This is a genomic window from Nocardia albiluteola, from assembly GCF_018860155.1.
Lineage (GTDB): Bacteria > Actinomycetota > Actinomycetes > Mycobacteriales > Mycobacteriaceae > Nocardia > Nocardia albiluteola.
This window is the reverse complement of record NZ_JAHKNI010000021.1, coordinates 68,107-84,259: the sequence shown is the minus strand read 5'-3', so window position 1 is coordinate 84,259 and position 16,153 is coordinate 68,107. Positions and strand designations below refer to the sequence as shown.

Genomic DNA, 16,153 nt, shown 5'->3' with positions numbered 1-16,153 from the left:
CCCCGCGCTATCCGGTGCAGGCGATGTACACGTCGGCGTTGAAGTGATCGTTGCCCTCGAGGGTGTTGGCGCTGTCCGATTGCCCCCTGGCATAACTGTTGAAGGTGTCCTTGAACTGCCCGGTGCCGGTGATCATGTTGTTCTTCGTCTCGAGGTAGCCGTTCTTGCCGTTGGCGAATTGGTTACCGATCGAATCGTTTCCCCAGCAGTTGCCACGAGAGTCGAGCGCCGCGCTCAGGGTGTTGATAACCTCGTTGAGCCGGTCTGCCACGTCCGCGGTCTTGATCGACGCGCTACGCAATTTTTCCGGACTGACCTGCACAGTTGTCATCGCTGCCCCTTCTGGTGACCCTTGCCATGGTGACGCGTTTCGACCATGACAGCTCCCAGGAAATCCGCCGTAGCGCTCGCGTTAACGATCAGTGGCCGGGATGCGAAAGCCCAGCCGCATCCAGCGCGAAACCTCCTGCCTGCGAGGATGGTCCACCGTGCGAGTACTGGTGCAACGAGTGAGCTCCGCCCAGGTCACCGTCGGCGACGAAGTGGTCGGACGCATCGACCCCGGCGCGGCGGGCGTCCCGCACGGCCTGGCCGCCCTGGTCGGCGTCACCCATTCCGACACCGAGGCGACCGCGAAGGCGCTGGCAGACAAGCTGTTCCGGCTGCGGATCCTGGACGGCGAGCGCTCGGCCGCCGACCTCGGGGCCCCGATTCTGGTGGTCAGCCAGTTCACCCTCTACGCCGACACAGCCAAGGGACGCCGCCCCTCCTGGTCGGCCGCCGCACCCGGCTCCGTCGCCGAACCACTGGTCGACCTGTTCGCGGCCACCTTGCGGAACCTCGGCGCCACCGTGGCGACGGGCCGTTTCGGCGCCCACATGCATATCGCGCTGGTGAACGACGGACCGGTGACGCTGCTGCTCGAGGGATGAGTTACCGCCGGCGCCCGGGCGGGCCACACCGTCCAGTGGCCGCTGTACCGCTTTTGGGATCAACCGCCCCGCCTCAGCCTCCGCCCCGGCGCCGCGGACGGCCGCCTCCGCCGGATCCTCTCCGGGATCCAGCACACCGCCGGCCCGGCAGTCGTGCATTCCGGCGAACACCATCTTCGTGTCGGTACGGCGGTGCACATAGATCCGCTCGCCACGAGAACTGCCGGTCGACGACACCGATCCCGAGTAACGAGCTGCCCGCGCTCAGCGGCCGAAAAGTCCATCCTCACCACGCCACGTCCGTGACGCCCGATCCTCGGCACCGAGCGGCAACGAACCGTCCTGCCCCACACTGAGGTTCGACCGCCGATGGTGCGCAGATGACTCGGGCTCATCCCCGTGGCGGCCAGGCACCAGAGACTCGAGCCCCTGATGCCCACGCGGCTCAGACCCACCCACACGAGGCATACGCAACTCAGCCCCGCGTCCGTGATGCCTCGGTGGCTCGGGATCACGCCAATGGCGGGTACGAGGCTCACGCTCGTACCCGCCATGCCCACGCGGCTCAGACTCGTTCGCATGATGCCAACCAGGCTCGGGCCCGCTCGCGTGGCGCGCAGACGAGTCAGGCTCACGGCGTCGATGCCCGGGCGGCTCTGGCTCACCGACGCGCCTCCGCGGCTCGAGCTCACGATCATGATGTCTCGGCGGCTCGGGCTCTCGGCCGTGGTGGTGCCCGCGGTGCTCAGGGTTGTGCCCATGGCGCTCCGGCGGTTCAGGTCGGTGCTTGTGATGCTCCGGCGGCACAGGCCGATGCTTCTGATGCCCGGGCGGCTCGGGCCGGTGCCTGTGATGCTCGGGCGGCTCCGGTTCTGGATGCGGCCGCGGCTGCGGGTGGTGTTCGGGCGGCTCGGGCCGCGGTTCCGGCTTCGGGTGGGGTTCGGGGTGTGGGCGTGGGTGTGGCGGGTTCGGGTTGTCCCACACGGTGTTCGGCGGTGGGCTGGGGGCAGTGTATGGCGGGATGACGGTTTCGGAGTTACCCCTTGTGGTGTAGGGGGTATCGGCGGTGGCCGGGTCGTTCGGTTGGTGGCTCACCTCCTCTTCGCGGAGCGCCCCGCTGGGTTTGCCCGGATCGCCCGATGTTTCGCCGCCGCGTCCGTCCGGACCGACCGGCACACCATTCCCACCGGACGCCGCGCCGCGCTGCTGCCCGCCGCCTTCCTCCTGTTCCGGTGCCCTCGCGCGGGCGGCCGCAATCTGCTCGGGAGTCGGCGACTTCAACGGCTGCACATGGGTATTGCCCTCGGAGTCGGTCGTGATCCGGGTGTACTCGACGCGGGTGCCCGGCTGCCCCAGCGCGTCGGCCAGCGCCGGATCGTGGGCGGCCGCACCGGCGAGCAACTCATCGTGCGAGGGCATCCCGGAAGATCCTCCGCGCAGGCCCATCACGATTACTGTCGGGTGCTCGCCGTCGACTACACCAACCCGGTCGCCGGCAATCCGCGCACCACGAGCGCCGAGATAATCCTCCCCGGACACCTGGGTGATCCGGTCGGTGAGGCCGAAGATCCTGTCCCGCTGGGCGTTGTAGTCACCGACGGCCTTCTCCAGATCGTCGATCGCACCCTGCTTGCGCGTCATCTCCGAGGGCCTCCCCGCCTCGATTTCCTCCGGCGTCCGATTGACCTGCATCGTCCGGCCGCGCAACCAGTCCATGTGCTCCCGCTGCTCCGCACGACTCCCATTCGTCAGGCGCTCCGCGTCCGCGGGCAGACCCTCGCGAATCGCCGATGCCTTGATCGCGGCACGCATTTCGGGCAGCTTCTCGGTCAGCGCCGCGCGCTGCTGGGCCAGGTCCGCGACCTGCGCCCCAGCTTTCGGCAACGTCACCGGTTCGGAAGGACCGATCGCCGGCCGCATCCCGTGTTCCGGTCCGGCGCTCGAATGCGCTTGCGCCCCACCGGCGGTCGAATGCCCCTGGCTGTCACCACCGGACGACCGCGCCTGACCGCCCTCTTCCGCCGGATGGGTCTGCGGAGCCGCCTCGGTCTTCAGCCCAGCCGATACCGCCCCGTGCGACGAACCATTGGGATCCGAACCGGACGCCAGCCCCGCGCCGGTATCCGGAGACCGTAAATTCCCGTGCGGTCCACCATTTTCCAAGACAGCGCCGGGCACACTGCCGTCGCCGCCGATGCCCGCGGCATCCGGCACCTCGGCTTTGCCGAACGGCGAGGTCCCGGCGTCCTGCCCGCGAAATCCCTTGCTGCCGCCGACCAGGGTGCCGAATGACGCTGTGCTGGTGAGCAAGTGGTTGTCCCACTGCCATCCGTAGAAGAATCCGCCGGTCCCCCAGGCGGCGAGCCCGCCGGCGATCCCCGCCCCGGTGCCGACCACGGCGCCCTTCACGGTTCGCCCGAGGGCATTGGCGATCACTCCCTCCGGCAGCGCGATCTTGCTCAGGCCCTTGTCGAAGACCTCGCCGGCCGGCCCACCGACCGCACCGGCCACCGCGGACTCCAACGCGGTGACGCCAACCTGCTTCCAGTCGATGCCGTGCCGGGTCCCGGCGATGTCCTGCCCCCACTGAACGCCGAAATCCTGCGCGGTGCCGATCACCGTGCTGAAAAGCACGTGTTCGGCGAGGAACTTCATCATCGCGCCCAGCAGCCGCTTCTCGACGAACTCCCCGATCCGCTCCACCGCCTCCTTGCCCAGGATCCGGATCGCGGTCCTGGTGACGGCCGTCTCGATCGCCTCGGTGATGGCGGCGGTCGGCGGGAACCCCCAGGCCGCCGCGATCTCGACCGCAAGCAGCCCTAGGGAGCTGATGATCATGATCTTGGTGTATTGGATCTCCGTGCCCAGATCGAAAGCCGATTCGCCGACCTCGCCAAAGATATCGGCCAAGTGTTGAATCGACTCGTCGTTACCGTCGTCGAGCTTGTTCAGCGCGGCCGTCATCGCCTCGGAACCGTGGCCCCACGGATAGGCGGCGATCGTCTCGGCCTTGGCATGGGCCACGTCGGGCAGCATGTCCCGCAGTTCTTTGGCCGCCGCATTCCAGGTATCGGCGATTCCCCACATGCGGTCCTCGTCGCCCTCGGGCCAGGCCGAGCCGGCAACCCACCCGAGCCACTGCAGATACGACGGGAGTTCCAGCGACACGATCGAGCCCCGCTACCCCGGCGCCGCGGCCGTCAGAAGTGGTCCTGTTGCTGCAACTCGTCGGCGGCCCGGTACTGCCCGCTGGAATACGACTCCAGTGTCTGCGACAGCTTGCCGAGGCCGTCCTGAAGATTCGAATTCGCCGAGTTGTACCCCCGCGCTCCGGCGGCGAAGCTGTTGCCGTAGCTGTCATTTCCCCATGCCGCGCCGTATCCGGACAGCCCGGACTCGAGCCGCCGCAGGATGCCACTCACCTGCGTCGACAGATCCCCCATATCGGCCGCCGCCCGACGCAACTGATTCGGTGTCACACCGACCTGGACCATGGCACACCCCTTCCACCTGAATACATCCGACGATCACACGCGCGGACTGCCCGCAGAAGACCCCCGACCCCGAATTAACGCCGCCCTGATATCGACTGGGCCGCACCGGATCTCACTGTTCGAGTGCATCCGAGCCGGTCCGGGGCCCGCCCGGGCACAGGGCGGGATCGCCAGCGCGCCAGGATCATTGACGACTTGCTGACGCCCACCCCGAACCCGCTACAGGCATGCCGCATCGATCGCGCTCAGGCCCATCGCCCGGATGCGGCGCGAGGGGCCCCGCGGCGGCGCGGGCCACTCCAGCTGACGCGACTTTTCGCGCCGCAGCAGCCTGCGAGCGAGATCAAGCGCTGCACCGACGGATTCTGGCCCGCGCCCCACGGCCACCATGTGCCGAGGCAATCTCCCCGCTCAGCGCGCCGCCGTAGCCTGCAGCCGTTCGGCGAGCGTCCGGAACACGACATAGTTCGGCACGAGGCTGATGGGCAGCGATTCCAGCGGCTGCGAACAATCCCGCACCTTCACGCTCAACCACCCGCCGACCACCGACAGCTCACTCACCCGGGCCCACGGCACCGATTCCGAGCCGCTGCCGATTTCGGTGGCGGACAACCAGAGCGAGTCGAACTCCACCCGCTCTCCCGCCGCCAGCGCGGCCTCCGCCCGGGGCAGCTGGGCGTCGAGGATGCCCTGCTCGATCGCCAGCGTCCATTCCTCCGGACGTTCGATCCCCTGTCGCAGCACAATCGGGACATCGTCGATGTCCGAGATCGTGTATTGATACGAAATCTGGTGTGCCGCGGGGTTCTTCACCGCGTGCACGACCTTGCGTCGGAGTGTGGTCGAGTCGTACCGCACCGCCCGGAGCTGCCCCCGGTAGCCGGCGACGCAGCCCCGCTCGTACAGATCGAGCCGGGTGCCCCGATTCCGCGCCCCCGCGAACCCCAGCCACCCCAGATCCGCCAGGCAGCGCGCCCCGCACACGACGGCCACCGTTGTTCCGATGATCCCCACCTCCGCCGCGCCGAATACGAACCCCGGCACCGCGGCCACCACCCCCACCCCCGTAACCGCACCCTCAACAATCGGCCGCCGCGCATCGACGCCCGCCGCCCGATAGGTGCCGCGGTACCGCCCCAACCCCTCCCGCTCGGCCGCCGCCCCCGCAGCCTCCAGCGCCCCCTGATCGTCCTGTCCGGCGGAACTCATACCCGAATCATGCCCACCCGCGCCCCCTCCGAACCCCCCTGTTTACGCAAACCACACACCGGGCACCCACCCACGCGACCTCGTCCGCGGACAACTCCGCTGCACAACGCCACCCAGCATCCATGCACCCCATACACAGCCGAACCCACCTCAGCATTAGCACGACCGCGAAGCTCCCGCGGGACGCACCACGATCGCTCGCACGCACCCACCACACCCAAAACGCACCCACCCCAGCGCCAGAACCAACCGCGGAACTCCACCCGGGCGGCCCAACAACCCGAGGGGACGCGCCACGATCGCTCGCATGCCCCCACACGCAAACGCACCCGCCCCAGCGTGCTGGAACGGGTGCGTATAAGAACTGCGCGCTACTCCGGACGAACAGTCAGAATCCGCGGACCGTCCTCGGTCACCGCCACGGTGTGCTCCCAGTGAGCCGCCCGGCTGCCGTCCGCCGTGACGACGGTCCAATCGTCGCCGAGCACCTTCGTCTGCGTGGTGCCCAGCGTCAGCATCGGCTCGATCGCCAGCACCGATCCGACGACGAGCCTCGGCCCACGGCCGGGCTCGCCCTCGTTGGCCAGGAACGGATCCATGTGCATCTCGCGGCCGATGGCGTGCCCGCCGTAGCCGTCGACGATGCCGTAGGCGCGGCCGTGCTCGCGCTCGATCGCGCGGGTGCCGAGCTCGATGGCGTGCGAGACGTCGGTGAGCCGGTTACCGGGCACCATGGCCTCGATACCGGCATCCATGGACACCCGGGTTGCCTCGCTCAGCAGCTGGTCGGCCACGATCAGCTCTCCGACGCCGAACGTCCACGCCGAATCGCCGTGCCAGCCGTCCAGGATGGCGCCGCAGTCGATCGACACCAGATCGCCCTGGGCAAGAACCTCGTCGGCCGCCGGAATCCCGTGCACCACACGGTCGTTCACCGAGGAGCAGATCGAGCCCGGGAAACCGTGGTAGCCCTTGAAGGAGGGCACCGCCCCGGCCTCCCGGATCACCTGCTCGGCGACCTCGTCCAGCTCCAGGGTGGAGACTCCCGGCTTGGCGGCCGCGCGCACGGCGACCAGCGCGCGGCCCACGATCGCCCCGGCCGCCGCCATCGCGTCGAGCTCACCGGAGGTCCGGAAGGGCACCACCTTCTTGTTCTTGCGGCCGAAGACCATTCGCGTCAGCGACCCAGCGCCTGCAGCATGCGGCCGTTGACCTCGTCCACCGTGCCGACGCCATCGACCGAGACGACCAGGCCGTCGTAGTGCTCGAGCAGCGGCGCGGTCTCGGACTGGTACACGTGCATGCGATTGCGGATGACTTCCTCGGTGTCGTCGGCACGGCCGCGGCCGAGCATGCGCTCCACCACGACGTCCTCGGCGACCTCGATGCTGATCACCGCGTCCAGCGCGTGATCGGACTCCTTGAGCATCCGCTCCAGGGCCTCGGCCTGATCGACCGTGCGGGGGTAGCCGTCCAGCACGAAACCGTTCACCGCGTCCGGCTCGGCGATGCGCGACTCCACCATGCGATTGGTTACGTCGCTGGGCACCAGGTTGCCGGCGTCGAGATACTTCTGCGCCTCGCGGCCCAGGGGGGTCTGCTGCGAGATGTTCGCGCGGAACAGATTCCCCGTGGAGATGTGGGGTACACCCAGCTTGTCCGACAGCAGTTCGGCTTGCGTGCCCTTACCGGCACCGGGCGGACCGAGCAGTACGAGTCTCACTTGAGGAACCCTTCGTAATTTCTGTTCATCAGTTGGCTCTCGATCTGTTTGACCGTGTCGAGGCCGACACTCACGACGATCAATATCGAAGTGCCGCCGAACGGCAGCTGACTCGCCGCACCACCGTTACCGCCGATATGCAGGAACAGATTCGGCAAGACAGCCACAGCACCGAGGTAGATGGACCCAGGGAGGGTGATTCGGCCCAATACACGATTCAGATAGTCCGCGGTCGGCTTGCCCGGACGGTAACCGGGAATGAAGCCGCCGAACTTCTTCATCTCGTCCGCGCGTTCCTCCGGGTTGAAGGTGATCGCGACGTAGAAGTATGTGAAGAACACGATCAACGCGAAGTAGATCGCGACATACACCGGATTACCCGGGTTCACCAGGTATTCCTGAATGATCTTCTGCCACCAGCTGCCCTTGCCGCCCGAGGTGTTCTGGGTCAGCTGGGCGATCAGGTTCGGAAGATACAGCAGCGAGGAGGCGAAGATAACGGGGATGACGCCCGCCTGATTCACCTTCAACGGCAGATAAGTCGAGGAACCGCCGTACATCTTGCGCCCGACGACGCGCTTGGCATATTGCACCGGAATCCGGCGCTGCCCCTGCTCGACGAAGATCACGCCGACGATCACGACCAGCGCCGCGGCGATGACCAGCCCGAAGATCAGCCCGCCGCGGCTGTCGAGAATCGACTTGCCCTGACTGGGCAGGCGCGCGGCAATACCGGCGAAGATCAACAGCGACATACCGTTTCCGACGCCGCGCTCGGTGATCTGCTCACCGAACCACATCACCAACGCCGCACCGGCGGTCATCACCAGCACGATGATGATCATGCCGAAAATGCCCTTGTCGGAAAGGATCTGGTCGCCCTCGGGGCACCCGCGCAGCAGCTGCCCGCGCGCGGACAGGGCCACCAGGCCCGTCGCCTGCAGCACCGCCAGCGCCACCGCGAGGTAACGGGTGTACTGCGTCATCTTGTTCTGGCCGGCTTGTCCTTCCTTGCGCAGTTCCTCGAAGCGCGGAATGACGACCGTGAGCAGCTGAATGATGATGCTCGCGGTGATGTACGGCATGATCCCGATCGCGAACACCGAGAGCTGCAGCAGCGCACCGCCGGAGAACATGTTGATCAGCTGGTAGATACCGGCCGAATCACCACCGGAAACGATGTCGACACACTTCTTGACGACCTTGTAGTTGACACCCGGCGACGGCAGGGACGCGCCGATGCGGTACAGCGCGATCAGGCCCAGCGTGAAGAGAATCTTCCGCCGTAAGTCCGGGGTCCGGAAAGCCGACACGAAGGCGGAAAGCACAGATCCTCCTGGCTAACGACATGTTTGGGTCATGCCCGGGTTTCGACAAGTCTTGGCAGGCAACACTTGAACTCTAACAGCGACGCCGGACGGGCGAACGACCCGTCCGGCGATCACTGTATAGACAGTTACTGTCAGCCCAGCTCGGTGGCGGTGCCACCGGCAGCGGCGATCTTCTCCTTGGCGGAGCCCGAGAACTTGTCGGCGCTGACCTGCACGGCCACGCCGATCTCGCCCTCGCCGAGCACCTTCACCAGCTCGTTCTTGCGCACCGCACCGGCGGCGACGAGCTCGGCCTTGCCGATCTCGCCACCCTGCGGGAACAGCCGGGCGATATCGCCGACATTCACGACCTGGTACTCGGTGCGGAACGGGTTGGTGAAGCCCTTGAGCTTCGGCAGCCGCATGTGCAGCGGCATCTGGCCACCCTCGAAGCGGGCGGGGACATTCTTGCGAGCCTTCGTACCCTTGGTACCGCGGCCCGCGGTCTTGCCCTTGGAACCCTCACCGCGACCGACGCGGATCTTGTCCTTCTTCGAACCCGCGGCGGGGCGCAGGTGGTGAAGCTTGATCGGGGTCATGCGTTTACCTCCTCAACGGTAACGAGGTGGCGCACGACGTTGACCAGACCACGGTTCTGCGCGGTGTCCTCGCGGACGACGCTCTGCCGGATCTTGCGCAGGCCGAGGGTGCGCAGCGAATCACGCTGGTTCGCCTTCGCGCCGATTGTGCTCTTGATCTGGGTAATTTTCAGCTGTGCCATGTCAGGCTCCCTGTCCCGCACGCGCACGCAGCATGCCCGCCGGAGCCACATCCTCGATCGGCAGACCGCGGCGCGCGGCAACCTCTTCGGGACGCTGCAACATCTTCAGGGCCGCCACGGTGGCGTGCACAACGTTGATGGCGTTGTCGCTACCCAGCGACTTGGCCAGAACATCATGGATGCCGGCGCACTCCAGCACGGCGCGGCAGGCGCCACCGGCGATCACACCGGTACCGGGCGAGGCCGGACGCAGCATGACCACACCGGCCGCCGCCTCACCCTGCACCGGGTGGGTGACGGTGGAGCCGATCATCGGGACGCGGAAGAAGTTCTTGCGAGCCTCCTCGACACCCTTCTGGATGGCCGCGGGAACTTCCTTGGCCTTGCCGTAGCCGACGCCGACCAGTCCGTTGCCGTCGCCCACGATCACCAGGGCGGTGAAGCTGAAGCGACGACCACCCTTCACGACCTTGGAGACGCGGTTGATCGCGACGACCCGCTCGAGCTGGTTCTTCTCGGCGGCATTGTCGCGGCCACCGCGATCGCCGCGGCGGTCGCGACCGCCGCCACGTTCCTGACGGCCGCCATCGGGGCCGGTGTTCTGTCCGGCGGGTCCGTTGCCGCCGTCACGCCGTTGACGTCCCGGCATCAGACGTTCCTTCCGTTCATGGTCATTCGGTCCTGGGTCTGGTTCGTCATCAGAACTTCAACCCACCTTCGCGAGCGGCATCGGCCAGGGCGGCGATGCGGCCGTGGTAGTCGTGGGCCCCCCCGGGGAACACCGCCGGGGGCACGCCCGCGGCCGTGGCGCGGGCGGGGCGCAGCTCGGGTGCGTGGTGTGGGGGCCCCCCGGGCACCCCGCCCGGGCGCCCCCCCCGCCGGCGGCCTTGGCGCGGGCGGCGAGCAGCTCGCCGACCTTCTTGCCCTTGGCGGTCTTGTCACCCTCGACCGCGCGCACATCGGCCTCGATGGAGGACGCGGCGGCGATGGTCTTGCCGAGCGAATCGTCGATCAGCTGGGCGTGCAGGTGCCGCGAGGAGCGGTTCACGACCAGGCGCGGACGCTCGGTGGTGCCGACGACCTTCTTGCGCAGACGGAAGTGCCGACGGGTCTTGGCGGCGCGGCGACGAGTCGACGCGTCCTTGCCCAGCGGCTTACGTACGGCCTTCTGAGCCTCGGTTTGTGTTGTGTTGGCCATGGCTTACTTACCCGTCTTTCCGACCTTGCGGCGAACGACCTCGCCGGCATAGCGGATGCCCTTGCCCTTGTAGGGATCGGGCTTGCGCAGGCCGTGGATCACCGCGGCGATCTGGCCGACCTTCTGCTTGTCGATACCCGAGACCGAGAACTTGGTGGGCGATTCCACCGCGAAGGTGATGCCCTCGGGCGCCTCGATCGGCACCGGGTGGCTGTAGCCCAGGGCGAACTCCAGGTTCGAGCCCTTGGCCTGCACGCGGTAACCGACGCCGAAGATTTCCATCTTCTTCTCGTAGCCCTTGGTGACGCCCTCGATCATGTTGGCGACCAGGGTGCGGGTCAGGCCGTGCAGCGAGCGATTCTGGCGGTCGTCGTTCGGGCGAACGACCTCGAGCTCGCCGGTCTCACCCTTGTTGATGGTGATCGGCTCCGCGACGACGTGGCTCAGCGTGCCCTTGGGGCCCTTGACCGCGACGGCCTGGCCGTCGATGGTGACCTCGACGCCGGACGGAATGGCGATGGGCTTCTTACCAATACGCGACATTAGTCCTGACCTCCCTTACCAGACGTAGGCGAGGACTTCTCCGCCCACGCCTTGCTGCTTGGCCTGACGATCGGTGAGCAGGCCGGTCGACGTGGAGATGATCGCCACGCCGAGGCCGCCCAGGACCTTGGGCAGGTTGGTGGACTTCGCGTACACACGCAGGCCCGGCTTGGACACGCGGCGCACGCCCTGCAGGCTGCGCTCACGGCTGGGGCCGTACTTGAGGTCGACGACGAGGGTCTGACCCACCGGCGCTTCCTCGGTCCGGTAGTCGGCGATGTAGCCCTCGCGCTTGAGGATCTCGGCGATGTTCGCCTTGAGCTTCGAGTGCGGCGCCTTCACCTGGTCGTGGTACGCCGAGTTGGCGTTGCGCAGACGGGTCAGGAAGTCTGCGATCGGATCTGTCATGGTCATAAGTTGACCGCTAACCTTTCTCGCTACGGTTCCCATACAGCACCCGCACACGCGAGTAGTGGGCCTATAGCAATTCGGCTGGTCCGAGCGGCTTTCTGCCACCCGGATGAGTGCGTATCACCGGGATGCGCGGCCCGCATAGCGGACACAGGGGTGCCCCGGCAACTGGTCCAGTGTAGACAAGCCCCTCAGCTGCACAAAATCGGGGTATCGCAGGTCACACCGCCGACCGGCAGAGTCGGTCGGCGATCGATGTCAAACGATATAGCAAGACATAGCATCGGTTGCTATCATGACTCTCGTGACGAAGACAATCACCCAAGCCGAGTTGCGCAACGGCAGCGCGGGCATCATGGATGCCCTGGAGGCGGGCGACGACTTCATCATCACCCGCAACGGCCGACCAGTCGGCGAGCTGCGCCCCATTACTCCACGACGCAGCATCACGACGACCGAACTCAAAGCCCGGATGGCCCGTTTCGCCGGTCTACCCAGTGGCGCGCAACACCGAGCGGAGATCGACGAAATGTTCGGCGAAGACCGTCTCGATGACTGAGCCGGTATCAAAAGGTCGTTTTCCGGTCGGGCTGCTCGATACCTGCGTCCTGATCGATCTCGCGATCATCGACGACGTCAACCTGCCGATCGAGTCCCGGATCTGCACCGTCACCCTAGCCGAGATGGGCATGGGCATCGCCACCGCAAAAACCCCGGAGATACTGGCCCTGCGCACCGAACAAATGCTGGAGGTGGAGCACAGTTTCGAGCCGCTCCCGTTCTGCGCCGCCTCCGCTCGGCGATTCACCACCCTGGCGAAACTAGTCGCGGCCGCAGGACGAAATCCCAAGCCGCGCAAGGCCGATCTGATGATCGCCGCGATCGCATCGGTGAACGACCTCCCGCTATACACCCGAAACCCGGACGACTTCAAAGGCACCCAGAACCTGCTGACGATGATCTCCGTTTAACCCCGGAGCCGCGTGGACCAGCCACACGACCAGCGAGATGGCTTCGTCGCCCAGCTACGTCAGCCGCCCACATCATCGCTCCACTGATAGCCACCAGTGGAGCGCGTACCCGGGACATCGCCCAGCACGAGCTTCGGTCCGCTGCAATGATCGAGGAGTTACTGGAGTCCGAAAAGGGCGATTGGTGACCGACGCTCAGGCAAAGTCGCGGCGACCGAGGTCGTAAAGGGCATTCGGCGTCACGGTGATCTCGAAGGGCCGCTCGACCACGAGGACCTCGTCTCCGGTGACCAGGGCGTTGGGGACATACCGGCCCCGGTCCAGGTCGAGCGCCTCGATGCGTGCAACGGGCGCAAAGTCGACGATCCAGTAATGGGGTATGCCCGCGCGGGCATACTCGTCGCGCTTGATCCTGCGATCGTGGGCCTCGCTTCCGCTGCGCGGCGAGACGACCTCGACGACAAGTAAGAGGTCGGCGGGGTCGAGGTACGTATCCCCCTCGGCGAAACCGGCCTCCTCGGCCTTGGCGTCGAGGACGAAAACATCCGGCTTACGAACACCGCTGGGGAAGGTGAACTCGTATTCGCCGCCGTCGATCAGCACATCGGCACCGGCCCGCCGGGCCGCGTCGATGAGCACGCTGCGCAGGCCCCGCCCCATCCGGTTATGACGCAGCGAAGGCGACATCTTCTCGATCAGCCATCCGTTCCACAGCTCGAAGCCCTTCCCCTCCTCGGGACTGTTGTGCAGATCGCGTGCCACATAGGGCCCCGCACCGAAGGACGAACTGAAATCGATCGCGACGCTCACAGTCCCTCCTCACCTTCTTGGGTTGCGGCCGGTCATGTGTGTGGAATGCCCGAGGTCAGCATAGCCGCCACAGCCCCGGATCATGACCCGCTACAGGCCACTCTCAGGTTGCACCCGGCTACTGGAGCCTCACATATGCCACAGTACCCACATGCCCCTCGAGCGCACGACGGTCTATGCCGACGCCGACGACCTAGCCTTGATCAAGGATGCTGCGGCACACGGCGATGTGAGCGAGATCGAAATCATCCGCAACGCAATACATTTAGCCGCCATGCGAGTACAACGCAGGTCGGCACCGTTGCACCTGAGGCGTTTCGATAGCGGCGACCCCGCGTTCGCCGAGCGGGTCGACGCAATCCTCGCCGAGGACCCTCTCGACGACTGAACCGGCATACCGTGGGGCGAGCGATCGGCGTGCGGCCGGTCATCCGACGAGTGGCTATGGTGACCCGGATTCGACTACCGCGGCCGAGTCCTCCCCTCCAGACGACTCGGCCGCGACAGTCCCGCGAGCTCGCGGTCAAGGGCGCAGGCGTACTGGGACGGTCGTGAAACCACGGATGACCAGGCTCTTGCGCCATTCGAGTCGAACGCTCTCATCCAGCTCGAGGTCGGGATATTCAGCCAGGAGACGAGCTAAAGCGACCGCGCCCTCCATGCGAGCCAAGGGGGCACCGACGCAGTGATGGATGCCGTGACCGAAGGCGATGTGCTGGTTGTCGGGACGGGTGAGGTCGAAATGGTCGGCATCGGTGAATCGGTGTGGGTCCCGGTTGGCGGCGGCCACCGACACCACGATGATCTGTCCAGCCGGAATGTCCGTACCGGCCACGGTGACTGGCGTCGTAGTGTAGCGGAAGGTAGTTTCTCGCGTCGGCGACCGGTAGCGCAGTACCTCCTCGACGAAGGCCGCCATCCGGTCGGGGTCATCGCACAGCAGCTGACGAGAATCCTTGTCGGTCAACAGCTTTGCCACCGCATTGCCTATGAGGTTGACCGTCGTCTCGAACCCGGCGACCAGCAGCACGAACACCATGCTGATTAGCTCCTGGTGCGTGAGCCGATCGCCGCCCTCTCGGGCCGCGATGAGTTCGGACAGCACGTCCTGCCCAGGCGCTGCGCTCTTGGTGCGAACCAACTTGTCGATATAGTCGGCGAACTCCTGCACGGAGGCCGATCTGGTATCCCTGGTCTCATTGCCGGACATGAGGATCCTCGACCAGTCCCAGAATCTGTCACGGTCCTCGTGCGGCACGCCGAGCAGCTCACAGATCAGCAGCATTCCGAGCGGAAACGCGTAGCCCTCCAGCAGATCCTGAACCTCACCGGCACGACCGGCCAGGTTGGCCAATAAGGTATCGGCAACCTCGGTAACCCGCACCTCCATATCCCGCACGGCGCGACTGCCGAAGGCCCGATTGACCAGCGCCCGTAGCCGAGTGTGCTCGGGCGGGTCGTGAAAGACCATCATGTCCACGAACACGCTGTTGTCCACATATCGGCTACTACCGTTCGCCACCGCTTCGCGCGCCCCGGCCGACCCGAGGTCCTTGCTGATCGACGGATCGGCGAACACCTGTTTCGCTGCCTCATAGCCAGTGATCAACCAGCCCGTACTGGCGTCGGGAAAGCGCACGAAATGCACCGCCCCCCGGCCGCGCAGTCGGCCGTACACGGCATGTGGATTCCGGAAGAATTCCTCGGTCAGGTCGACCGGTTCGGCCACCAATTCACCTGCCCTCGAGGCATTCTCACGAACCATGCTGAAGAAACTATCAAGGTAGCCACCGGTTCTGCTGAGCAGAAGCCATCCGCCCCGATGTATGCAATGTTGAAGTACAACCAGCCTATTGACTAGCGTCGATGATTGTGCTGGACGAACCTGACAATCCGACCCTTGGGCAATATCTGACCTTCCTACGAGAGCGTGAAAGCCAGCAACGGCACAGGGCTGGGGTTCTTCCCTCGTCCAGGAAGTTGAGCCGGGAGCGGGCGGCTCGGGAATCCCATATCACCGCCAGCTACCTGACCAAGGTCGAGCGGGACGAGGTCGGACAGGTCGATATCGGGATCCTGCGGCTGTTGACGAACACATATCACGCCAGCGACGCCGAGTGGTGCTACGTCTGCGACCTGGGCGGCTACGCCTCGCCGTACCCCACACTGGCCGGTTTGGATCTCTCGCAGGGGATTCCGCCCCTCAAGGTCTTTCAGAACGCGTTGACACCGATGATGCGCACCGAGATGGAAGAGTCCGATACGGATCTCGTGTCGTTCTTTGCTCCGCAGCGGCGGTTGATCGCGGCGAATCGCGCCTACTACGAAACTTATCCGAACCACCAGCCAGGCATGTACATGCTCGAATGGTCGTTTACCCCCGACGCACACGAGGTTTTGATCAACTGGAAAGAGCAGGTCGAGGTCGGCGTCGCCCGGCATCGCGGAATCATGGGCCGCTACGGCAGATCGGAGTGGGCCCAGCAGGCGCATCGCCGCCTATGGCAATTCCCGGAATTCCGGCGCATGTGGGAGACCGGAGACGTCGCATACTCCGTCCCGCTCGATCTGCAGGCACATCTTCGAGTACGCGGCTGCCACTACACCCTGCTCATGGAGAGTTGGCAACTGGAACACGACCTGCCCATCCTGCGGACCAGAGGCCGACTCCGTCCGCTCTCCTAGCGGGTTCGGCCCACTACTTGCCCATCGTCCCGATCCCGCGACGGACTCCGGCGCTCCCGAATTCGATCCGCCGAGTCCGCGGGCAG

The 16,153-nt window shown here is 66.1% G+C and carries 19 protein-coding genes and 2 pseudogenes; 5 read left to right on the top strand and 16 right to left on the bottom strand.

Annotated features, from left to right (window positions below; translation table 11 throughout):
* Positions 1–7: 7 nt before the first annotated feature.
* Positions 8–331, bottom strand: coding sequence for a hypothetical protein (locus tag KO481_RS38600; protein WP_215923503.1), 324 nt, complete (start codon positions 329–331; stop codon positions 8–10).
* Between the two features lie 157 nt (positions 332–488).
* Here KO481_RS38600 and dtd point away from each other — a divergent pair, with 157 nt between their 5' ends.
* Entirely contained in the window at positions 489–932 is a 444-nt protein-coding gene (gene dtd, locus KO481_RS38595) for a D-aminoacyl-tRNA deacylase (protein WP_215923502.1), read from the top strand.
* A 78-nt stretch (positions 933–1,010) separates the two neighbouring features.
* Here the strand turns inward: dtd and KO481_RS43710 are convergent.
* The 13 genes and pseudogenes from KO481_RS43710 to rpsH all read right to left on the bottom strand — a co-directional run.
* A pseudogene (locus tag KO481_RS43710) lies at positions 1,011–1,154 on the bottom strand (NUDIX hydrolase); the annotation flags it as partial.
* A 42-nt stretch (positions 1,155–1,196) separates the two neighbouring features.
* Positions 1,197–4,100, bottom strand: coding sequence for a WXG100-like domain-containing protein (locus KO481_RS38590; protein WP_215923501.1), 2,904 nt, complete (start codon positions 4,098–4,100; stop codon positions 1,197–1,199).
* A gap of 32 nt (positions 4,101–4,132) precedes the next feature.
* Entirely contained in the window at positions 4,133–4,426 is a 294-nt protein-coding gene (locus KO481_RS38585; RefSeq protein WP_215923500.1) for a WXG100 family type VII secretion target, read from the bottom strand.
* Positions 4,427–4,837: 411 nt separating this feature from the next.
* Positions 4,838–5,635 (bottom strand): DUF6585 family protein, encoded by a 798-nt coding sequence (locus KO481_RS38580; protein ID WP_215923499.1) that lies wholly within the window; start codon positions 5,633–5,635, stop codon positions 4,838–4,840.
* Positions 5,636–6,006: 371 nt separating this feature from the next.
* Positions 6,007–6,807, bottom strand: a complete 801-nt coding sequence (map, locus tag KO481_RS38575; RefSeq protein WP_215923498.1) for a type I methionyl aminopeptidase — start codon at positions 6,805–6,807, stop codon at positions 6,007–6,009.
* A gap of 5 nt (positions 6,808–6,812) precedes the next feature.
* A complete protein-coding gene (locus KO481_RS38570) occupies positions 6,813–7,358 on the bottom strand; it encodes an adenylate kinase (protein WP_215923497.1) in 546 nt (181 codons plus the stop codon).
* The gene (gene secY, locus KO481_RS38565) at positions 7,355–8,686 is read right to left on the bottom strand and encodes a preprotein translocase subunit SecY (RefSeq protein WP_215923496.1); all 1,332 of its coding nucleotides are present in this window, start codon (positions 8,684–8,686) and stop codon (positions 7,355–7,357) included. The genes KO481_RS38570 and secY overlap by 4 nt, the downstream gene beginning before the upstream one ends.
* A gap of 134 nt (positions 8,687–8,820) precedes the next feature.
* On the bottom strand, positions 8,821–9,267 hold the full coding sequence (gene rplO / locus KO481_RS38560; protein WP_215923495.1) for a 50S ribosomal protein L15: 447 nt from the start codon (positions 9,265–9,267) through the stop codon (positions 8,821–8,823).
* Positions 9,264–9,449: a 50S ribosomal protein L30 gene (gene rpmD / locus KO481_RS38555; RefSeq protein ID WP_215923494.1), complete on the bottom strand. Its 186-nt coding sequence runs from the start codon at positions 9,447–9,449 to the stop codon at positions 9,264–9,266. The genes rplO and rpmD overlap by 4 nt, the downstream gene beginning before the upstream one ends.
* Position 9,450: 1 nt before the next feature.
* Positions 9,451–10,098 (bottom strand): 30S ribosomal protein S5, encoded by a 648-nt coding sequence (gene rpsE / locus KO481_RS38550; protein ID WP_215923493.1) that lies wholly within the window; start codon positions 10,096–10,098, stop codon positions 9,451–9,453.
* A gap of 49 nt (positions 10,099–10,147) precedes the next feature.
* A pseudogene (locus KO481_RS38545) lies at positions 10,148–10,647 on the bottom strand (50S ribosomal protein L18).
* 3 nt (positions 10,648–10,650) lie between these two features.
* Positions 10,651–11,190, bottom strand: coding sequence for a 50S ribosomal protein L6 (rplF, locus tag KO481_RS38540; RefSeq protein WP_215923491.1), 540 nt, complete (start codon positions 11,188–11,190; stop codon positions 10,651–10,653).
* Between the two features lie 15 nt (positions 11,191–11,205).
* The gene (gene rpsH, locus KO481_RS38535; RefSeq protein WP_215923490.1) at positions 11,206–11,604 is read right to left on the bottom strand and encodes a 30S ribosomal protein S8; all 399 of its coding nucleotides are present in this window, start codon (positions 11,602–11,604) and stop codon (positions 11,206–11,208) included.
* A 301-nt stretch (positions 11,605–11,905) separates the two neighbouring features.
* On the opposite strand from rpsH, the gene KO481_RS38530 reads away from it, so the two are divergent.
* Together KO481_RS38530 and KO481_RS38525 are read left to right on the top strand one after the other, a co-directional pair.
* On the top strand, positions 11,906–12,160 hold the full coding sequence (locus KO481_RS38530; protein ID WP_215923489.1) for a type II toxin-antitoxin system Phd/YefM family antitoxin: 255 nt from the start codon (positions 11,906–11,908) through the stop codon (positions 12,158–12,160).
* On the top strand, positions 12,099–12,572 hold the full coding sequence (locus KO481_RS38525; protein ID WP_308166944.1) for a type II toxin-antitoxin system VapC family toxin: 474 nt from the start codon (positions 12,099–12,101) through the stop codon (positions 12,570–12,572). Before KO481_RS38530 ends, KO481_RS38525 begins: the two co-directional genes overlap by 62 nt.
* A 195-nt stretch (positions 12,573–12,767) precedes the next feature.
* Here the strand turns inward: KO481_RS38525 and KO481_RS38520 are convergent, their stop codons facing one another.
* Entirely contained in the window at positions 12,768–13,382 is a 615-nt protein-coding gene (locus tag KO481_RS38520) for a Uma2 family endonuclease (protein WP_215923488.1), read from the bottom strand.
* Between the two features lie 151 nt (positions 13,383–13,533).
* Between KO481_RS38520 and KO481_RS38515 the strand changes: the two genes are divergently transcribed.
* A complete protein-coding gene (locus tag KO481_RS38515) occupies positions 13,534–13,770 on the top strand; it encodes a CopG family transcriptional regulator (RefSeq protein WP_215923487.1) in 237 nt (78 codons plus the stop codon).
* Positions 13,771–13,905: 135 nt separating this feature from the next.
* Here the strand turns inward: KO481_RS38515 and KO481_RS38510 are convergent, their stop codons facing one another.
* Entirely contained in the window at positions 13,906–15,147 is a 1,242-nt protein-coding gene (locus KO481_RS38510; RefSeq protein WP_215923486.1) for a cytochrome P450 family protein, read from the bottom strand.
* Between the two features lie 101 nt (positions 15,148–15,248).
* Here KO481_RS38510 and KO481_RS38505 point away from each other — a divergent pair, with 101 nt between their 5' ends.
* Positions 15,249–16,067 carry an MmyB family transcriptional regulator gene (locus KO481_RS38505; protein ID WP_215923485.1) on the top strand — a complete coding sequence of 273 codons (819 nt, stop codon included), beginning with the start codon at positions 15,249–15,251 and terminating at the stop codon, positions 16,065–16,067.
* Positions 16,068–16,153: the final 86 nt, after the last annotated feature.